Below are 8,114 nucleotides of genomic sequence, written 5' to 3' on the forward strand. Positions count from 1 at the left end.
GAACGTGCACAAATTAGTGGGAGATTGGTGTTGAGTGAGTTTACTAAAGAGAAGTTGAAAGGATTTAAATAATCAAGAGGGTAGTTTTTAGTTGGTAGTTTGTAGAAAGGAAATTAGATTTTAGATGAAAAGTAAATATCATTTTAATTTTGAAGAGTTAAATGTCTATCAAAAAGCTATAGAATATGGCGAATTGGTGCATAAGCAACTTAGCGATTTTCCTAAAATTGAAGATTATAGATTGTCGGCTCAGTTTGCACGAGCAGCAGATTCCATAGCATTTAATATTGCAGAAGGCTCTGGTAGTTCAGACGCAAGTTTTTTAAATTACTTGAGAATAGCAAGAGATAGCTCTCGCGAATGCGTAGCTGCAACAACCAAAGCCTATTTACGGAACTATATAACTTTTGAACAGAGCGAAAGAAATAGAGCTCTTTTAGTTGAAATTAATAAAATGATATCAGCTTTAATGAAGCACTTAAATAATAAAAATGCATAAAATAAAGCATATGATACAAACAGTTGCGATTCACGCTCTACCCACTAAAAACTACCCTCTATGATATTTTCATTCAAAGGTTACACACCAGTAGTACACGAATCCAGTTTCGTGCATCCTCAAGCTGCCGTTACAGGAAATGTGATCATTGGTAAAAATTGTTATATCGGTCCAGGAGCTGCTATTCGTGGGGATTGGGGACAAATTATTTTAGAAGATGGCGTTAATGTTCAGGAAAACTGTACTGTTCATATGTTTCCTGGTAAATCTATCGTTTTAAAAGAAAGTGCGCATGTTGGACATGGAGCTGTTATTCATGGAGCTAATTTAGGCAGAAATTGTCTGATTGGAATGAATTCAGTAATTATGGATGATGCCGAAATAGGTGACGAATGTATTGTTGGTGCCATGGCCTTTGTAAAAGCTGAAACTAAAATACCTAACCGTAGTTTGGTTGTTGGAAATCCTGCAAAAGTAGTAAAACAAGTTAGTGACGACATAATTTCATGGAAAACGGCTGGAACGAAATTATATCAGCAATTACCTGCCGACTGTCACGAAACATTGAAAGCTGTTGAGCCTTTAAGAGAAATACCTAATAATCTACCAAAGCAAGAGGATTTTTATAAAACCCTTCAGGATTTTAGAAAAAACAAATAAAACTGGACATGTACAATAAAGAAATAGAATCTCTTCCTTTAGTTAAACTTAGAAAATTACAAAGTGAACGATTAGTAAACCTTGTAAATAGAGTTTATAAAACTGTACCATTCTATAAAAATCTATTTGATAGTTCTGGTATTGCTGTGTCATCCATAAAATCTATCGATGATCTTTATAAACTACCTTTTACTAAGAAAACAGATTTAAGAGATCAGTATCCGTTCGGGTTTTTAACTGTACCAGAAAGTCAGTTAGCACGTATCCATTGCTCTAGTGGTACCACAGGAAAACCAACCGTTGTAGCATATACAAAAAATGATATAGATGTTTTTTCCGAAGTAGTAGCAAGATCTTTAGTAGCAGGTGGAGCCAAACCAGGTATGAAAATGCATAACAGTTATGGTTATGGTTTATTTACAGGTGGAATTGGTATCCATTACGGAGCAGAAAAACTTGGAATGACTGTGGTTCCCGTTTCCGTTGGAATGACTGATCGACAAATTACTTTATTACAAGATTTTCAATCGGAAGTAATATGTTGTACACCTTCTTACGCGCAAACCATAGCATTTGAATTAGAAAAGAGAAACTTAAAAATCTCCGATCTTAATTTAAAATATGTTATTTTAGGAGCAGAACCTTGGACAGAAGCCATAAGAAAAGATATAGAAACCTCTTTAGGAGTAAAAGCAACCAATATTTACGGCTTAAGCGAAGTAATAGGTCCTGGAGTTTCACAAGAAGCTTGGGACGAGCAAGGTACAGGTAGTTATGTTTGGGAGGATCATTTCTTTCCAGAAATTGTTGATAAAGATACAGGAGAACCACTTCCATACGGTGAAGAAGGAGTGCTTGTATTTACTACACTTACAAAAGAAGCCATGCCTTTTTTAAGGTATTGGACCAACGACATTTGTAGTCTGTCCTACGACCATAGTACGTCAAGAACCCACATTAAAATGGGCCAAATAAAAGGGCGCTCAGATGATATGCTGATTATTAGAGGAGTAAATTTGTTTCATACTCAAATTGAAGAAATCTTCAATGAATATAAAGAGCTAGCTCCTAATTATCAGTTAATCGTTACAAAACAAGGCTTAACAGATCAAGTTGAGGTTAAGGTTGAAACTAACTCAGATTTTCAGTTAAAAATAGGATTAGGAAACGGTTTTACTGAAGAGGAAGTTTTAAAAAACTCAGCACTTACTTCAATGTCTGATAAGTTGAAAAGAAATATAAAAGATAAAGTGGGATTAAGTATTAAAGTGACCTTGAACTGCTATGGAGCAATTCCTAAAAGTGAAGGAGGGAAATTAAACCGCATCATTGATTTACGAAATTCTTAAAAAATAAAATATGCCTAAGCAGGAACTTAAAATGCCCAAAATGGGCGAAAGTATTACAGAAGGAACAATTATCAATTGGTTGATAGCGGAAGGAGATACCTTTGAAGAAGGGGATATCATTCTAGAAGTTGCAACGGATAAAGTGGATAATGAAGTTCCGGCTCCAGCATCAGGGAAGTTAATAAAAATCCTTTATCAAGCTAAAGATGTTGTGCCTGTAGGAACGGTTATCGCTACTATGGAACTTTCTGAAGGAGTTTCTAAAATAAGGAAAGAAAATAATTCAGAGGTAAGGGAAGATAAAAAAACTCCTAAGACAAAAAAGGAAACAAAAAGACCACACACAGTTCCGCAACCGCAAGTAAGTACTGGAGGTTTTTCAACGGCTAATACCAATACATTCTTTTCGCCATTAGTAATTAAAATAGCGAAAGAAAACCATATTAGCTTCGAAGAATTAGCACGTATTCCAGCAACAGGAAAAGATGATAGATTACGTAAAAGTGATATTTTTCAGTATATAGAAGAAGGTAGACCGTACAAATATGCGCAACCTATCACTCAAGATCCAACAGCATACCGAATTCCGCAATTAAATTTCGATAAAGGTAAAGGTAAAATCATCGAGATGGATAGAATGCGTCAAATGATTGCCGATCATATGGTGTATTCCAAACATACATCCCCACATGTTACTGCCTATGTGGAAGCCGATTTAACTAATATGGTAAATTGGAGAAATGCAAATAAAGTAGCATTCCAAAAAAAATATGGTGAGCGATTAACATTTACACCATTGTTTGTAGAAGCAGTAGCTAAAGCGGTTAAAGATTTTCCAAATATAAATGCTTCGGTAGATGGTAATAATATCATTGTAAAAGAAGATATTAATATTGGAATGGCAACAGCACTTCCTAGTGGAAATTTAATAGTGCCTGTAGTTAAAAATGCCGATACTAAAGATTTAAAAACATTAGCTTCAAATGTAAATGAACTTGCAGGAAAAGCAAGAGAAAACAAGTTGGCAGGCGACGATATTAAAGGAAGTACGTTTACAATTTCAAACGTCGGGACTTTTGGTAGCGTAATGGGAACACCAATTATCAATCAGCCAGAAGTAGCTATTTTAGCTCTAGGAATTATAAAAAAACGTGCTGAAGTGATTGAAACCGAAAAAGGTGACGAAATAGCCATTCGTAGCATGATGTATTTATCCTTATCTTTTGATCACAGAGTTGTTGACGGATTTTTAGGAGGAAGCTTTGTTCGTCGTGTCGCCGATTATTTTGAACAATTTGATATAAATAGAGAAATATAATATATTGTTATTCTGAGTGTAACGAGGAATTTCAACAAAACCATTAGAGTATTATTTCGTTTTTCGAGATGATGAAAAAATAAAATTATGAAGTACAATATTACAGTTAATAAAGTAGCAGAATCTAAAGTTAAAGACTTAGATTTTAACAACATTCCTTTAGGAACTACTTTTACAGACCACATGTTCATTTGCGATTATAACAAAGGCGAATGGGTAGACGCAAGAATAGTTCCAATGGGATTAATTCCTACGCATCCTGCAGCTATGGCATTACATTACGGACAAGCTATTTTTGAAGGGATGAAAGCTTATAAAGATACCGATGCTACGCCAATGTTGTTCAGACCTGAACAAAATGCAAAGCGTTTAAACGAAAGTGCAACGCGAATGGGAATGCCTGAATTACCAGAAGAAATATTCATGGAAGGCCTTAAAAAATTAATTTCTATAGATCATAATTGGATACCGCCAACTAAAGGAAGCGCATTATATTTAAGACCTTTCATGTATGCCGATGAAGCGTTTATTGGTATGCGTGCAGCTACTCATTATAAGTTTATCATCATGGCATCGCCAGCACAAACACTGTATAGTAAGCGTATTAAACTGTGGGCCGAAAAACAATATATCCGTGCCGCTCATGGTGGAACAGGAGAAGCTAAGGCAGCCGGAAACTACGCAGCAGCAGTACTTCCAACCGAATTAGCAAAAGCTAAAGGATACGATCAGGTATTGTGGTTAGATGCAGCGGAACATAAGTACATACAGGAAGTAGGTACAATGAATATCTTTTTCAAAATTAACGGAGAATTTATCACCCCAAACCTAGACGGGTCTGTTTTACATGGAATCACAAGAGCTAGTGTTATCGATATGTTGCGAGCAATGAATTTCAAAGTAACCGAGCGTAAAATCACTATCGATGAAATTAAAAAAGCATCAGAAAATGGTTCACTGGAAGAAGCTTTCGGTACAGGAACAGCTGTAGGTATAGCTTATATTCAAGAAATTGGATTAGAAGGAGAAACCATTCATGTTTCAGATGAAAGCCCTGTAGGATTAGAAGTAAACGACACACTAAATGCCATTAAAACTGGTCAGTTAGAAGATAAATTTGGTTGGATGACCAAAGTAGATAGAGAGTAAATTAATTTGGGCGTTACCACAAGGGTCGGGCTTTCGGCAGTCGCTCTCTTCGAGGAGCTCCAACAAAGCCTCAATCCCTAACGCAGAATTAAGATATATACTAATAATTACAAAAAACAAAACATAAGTATCTAGATCATAATATGGAAAAAGACATTTTAGAAAAAGGATTTTTAAATCTATGCACAGCCAAAGCAATGACCGAGTTATACGAAGCTAACTTCAAACACGTTTCAAAGTATGTGCATGCAACATCTCGTGGCCATGAAGCAATCCAAATTGCTTTAGGTATGCAATTGTTGCCTCAAGATTATGCTTTTCCATATTATAGAGATGATGCTATGTTGTTAGCATTAGGTATGACGCCTTATGATTTAATGTTGCAGTTATTAGCTAAAAAAGACGATCCGTTTTCTGCCGGACGTACCTATTATGCACATCCAAGTTTAAATGATGAAGATAAGCCGAAAATCCCTCATCAATCATCCGCAACTGGTATGCAGGCAATACCTGCAACGGGTGTTGCAATGGGAATGCAGTATAAAGAGTTACAAGGTTTAGATGACAAATCAATTAGCGAACTACCCTTTGTAGTTTGTTCCTTAGGGGATGCATCTGTTACCGAAGGTGAAATTGCTGAAGCCTTTCAAATGGCAGCTTTAAAACAAATGCCTATTTTGTATTTAGTACAAGATAATGGTTGGGATATTTCAGCGAATGCAGCTGAAACTCGTGCTCAAGATGCTTATGAATACTCCAAAGGTTTTAAAGGATTGGATGCAATTACTATCGATGGTGCAAACTTTACAGAAAGTTACCAAGCCTTAGAAAAAGTGATAAAAACTATTCGTACAGAACGCCGTCCGTTTTTAGTACATGCTAAAGTTCCTTTATTAAATCACCATACTTCTGGAGTACGCATGGAGTGGTATCGAGATGATTTAGAAGAAGCAAAAACAAGAGACCCATATCCTGTTATTAAGCAGCAATTGTTAGATAACGGATTCACGCAAAAAGATATTGATAGAATAGAGGCAGAGGCTAAAGAAATGGTTCAAGCCGATTACGATAAAGCCTTATTAGCCGAAGATCCAAAACCAGAAGATTTATTTACAAACGATTTTGCACCAACTCCAATTACAGAAGAAAAAGGAGAGCGTTCACCAAAAGGAGCAGATAAAGTTGTGATGGTTGACTGTGCTTTATTTGCGGTAGAGGAATTAATGAGAAAACACAAAGAGTGTTTATTATATGGTCAAGATGTTGGAGGTCGTTTAGGTGGTGTGTTTAGAGAAGCAGCAACCTTAGCGCAGAAATTTGGTGACGACCGTGTATTTAATACCGCCATTCAAGAAGCTTTTATAGTTGGTTCTACTGTGGGAATGTCGGCAGTAGGTTTAAAACCAATTGTTGAGGTTCAGTTTGCCGATTATATTTGGCCAGGATTAAATCAGTTATTTACCGAAGTAAGCAGAAGCTGTTACTTATCTAATGGAAAATGGCCTGTAAGCATGATTCTACGTGTGCCAATTGGTGCTTATGGTAGTGGTGGGCCTTACCATTCTTCTTCAGTAGAAAGTGTTATTACTAATATTCGCGGTATTAAAATTGCTTATCCAAGTAATGGTGCCGACTTAAAAGGTTTAATGAAAGCTGCTTATTACGATCCAAACCCGGTTGTAATCTTAGAGCATAAAGGATTGTATTGGTCTAAGGTTCCAGGAACACAAGGAGCAACATCTGTTGAGCCTAGTGAAGATTATGTATTGCCATTTGGAAAAGCATGGTTGTTACAAGAAATTTGGAAACAAGATGATGTAGAAACCTTAACAATAGTTACCTATGGAATGGGAGTACATTGGGCAATGAATGCGAGTAAAGAGTTAGGAATGAAAGATCAAATAGAAATTATTGATTTACGTACTCTTTATCCACTAGACGAGGATACAATTATGAAATCTGTTAAGAAAACAGGTAAGTGTTTAGTAGTTACAGAAGAACCTTCAAACAATAGTTTTGCTATGGCCTTGGTAGGAAAAATTCAAGAGGAATGTTTTAGATACTTAGATGCTCCGGTAATGACCATTGGAAGTGAGAATATGCCTGCTATTCCTTTAAATTCAATTTTAGAAGAAACCATGATTCCATCTACTCAAAAAGTTAAAGTAAAAATAAATGAGTTATTAAATTATTGATTCGAGTTAATAATATTAGTCGAAGAGGGGTAGTTTTACCCAACACTAAAATTTAATATTATGAAAAAAGTAATTTTTATGTCATTAACAGCATTGTTTATGGCTACCTCATTTTCATCTTGTAGAGATGAAAATAAAACGCAAAAAGAAGAGATCATTGAAGAAATGCAGGATAAAGGCGCTGATATTGAGGTGAAAGAGCGAGCCAATGATACTAAAATAAAAATGGAAACTGAAGATAAAACAGTGAAAATTAAAGAAGGCGATGACGGCGAAACCAAAATAAAAATCAAAGAAAATAATTAAGGATTTTAAATAGATCTATTATAATCCAAACTTTGCAGAATATTGATTATAACTAAAAACAAAAAGAGCCTATCAAATGATAGGCTCTTTTTTAAAGCTTTTGAAAAGTATATAATTAGATAACTTTTACGTTAATCGCGTTTAATCCTTTTTTACCTTCTGTCAAATCGAATTCAACTTGGTCGCCTTCTCTTACTTCGTCGATTAAGCCAGAAATGTGAACAAAATGCTCTTTATTGTTTCCTTCTTCTGTGATGAATCCAAAACCTTTAGAGTCATTAAAAAATTTTACTGTACCAGTACTCATAATAATATTTTATTTAATTAAGGTACAAAGATAATCTAATATTCTGATTTAGAAAGCTTTTTTTGCTTTTGTTTACAAGTGGATAAGAAACTTTAAAAATTAATCTCTTTCGGATTAACCTATATTGGTTGTGTTCAGCCTAAGGCAGTGGGTTGATTCTTTTTCTTTGGAAACAGATTACTATATAGAATAGAGTGTATATTAATAATTTTTGTATATTTAATTTTTGAAATAAATAATAACAACAAGAAAATCATGAAAAAATACTTTACTTTTTTAAGCTTTATCGCTTTGTTTTTTATTGGCATGCAGATTTCTTCTGCTCAATCTA

At 35.0% G+C, this 8,114-nt stretch carries 8 protein-coding genes; 7 read left to right on the plus strand and 1 reads right to left on the minus strand.

Translation table 11 applies throughout. The features are described 5' to 3' along the window. Window positions 1-124: 124 nt before the first annotated feature. From VKY41_RS11345 to VKY41_RS11375, 7 genes are all read left to right on the plus strand, one after another. Window positions 125-499: a four helix bundle protein gene (locus VKY41_RS11345; RefSeq protein WP_500814571.1), complete on the plus strand. Its 375-nt coding sequence runs from the start codon at window positions 125-127 to the stop codon at window positions 497-499. 60 nt (window positions 500-559) lie between these two features. Then, window positions 560-1,159: an acyltransferase gene (locus VKY41_RS11350; protein WP_500814572.1), complete on the plus strand. Its 600-nt coding sequence runs from the start codon at window positions 560-562 to the stop codon at window positions 1,157-1,159. A gap of 8 nt (window positions 1,160-1,167) precedes the next feature. Continuing rightward, window positions 1,168-2,508: a phenylacetate--CoA ligase family protein gene (locus tag VKY41_RS11355; RefSeq protein ID WP_500814573.1), complete on the plus strand. Its 1,341-nt coding sequence runs from the start codon at window positions 1,168-1,170 to the stop codon at window positions 2,506-2,508. A 10-nt stretch (window positions 2,509-2,518) separates the two neighbouring features. Next, complete coding sequence (locus VKY41_RS11360) at window positions 2,519-3,826, plus strand: dihydrolipoamide acetyltransferase family protein (RefSeq protein WP_500814574.1); 1,308 nt, start codon at window positions 2,519-2,521, stop codon at window positions 3,824-3,826. An 87-nt stretch (window positions 3,827-3,913) separates the two neighbouring features. Next, complete coding sequence (locus VKY41_RS11365; protein ID WP_500814575.1) at window positions 3,914-4,975, plus strand: branched-chain amino acid aminotransferase; 1,062 nt, start codon at window positions 3,914-3,916, stop codon at window positions 4,973-4,975. A gap of 143 nt (window positions 4,976-5,118) precedes the next feature. Further along, window positions 5,119-7,170, plus strand: a complete 2,052-nt coding sequence (locus tag VKY41_RS11370; RefSeq protein WP_500814576.1) for an alpha-ketoacid dehydrogenase subunit alpha/beta — start codon at window positions 5,119-5,121, stop codon at window positions 7,168-7,170. A gap of 60 nt (window positions 7,171-7,230) precedes the next feature. Continuing rightward, window positions 7,231-7,476 carry a hypothetical protein gene (locus VKY41_RS11375; protein ID WP_500814577.1) on the plus strand — a complete coding sequence of 82 codons (246 nt, stop codon included), beginning with the start codon at window positions 7,231-7,233 and terminating at the stop codon, window positions 7,474-7,476. A gap of 115 nt (window positions 7,477-7,591) precedes the next feature. Here the strand turns inward: VKY41_RS11375 and VKY41_RS11380 are convergent, their stop codons facing one another. Further along, the gene (locus VKY41_RS11380; protein WP_007646460.1) at window positions 7,592-7,783 is read right to left on the minus strand and encodes a cold-shock protein; all 192 of its coding nucleotides are present in this window, start codon (window positions 7,781-7,783) and stop codon (window positions 7,592-7,594) included. Between the last annotated feature and the right edge of the window lie 331 nt (window positions 7,784-8,114).

Origin of the sequence: Xanthomarina sp., from assembly GCF_035306605.1 — a bacterium.
GTDB lineage: Bacteria > Bacteroidota > Bacteroidia > Flavobacteriales > Flavobacteriaceae > Xanthomarina.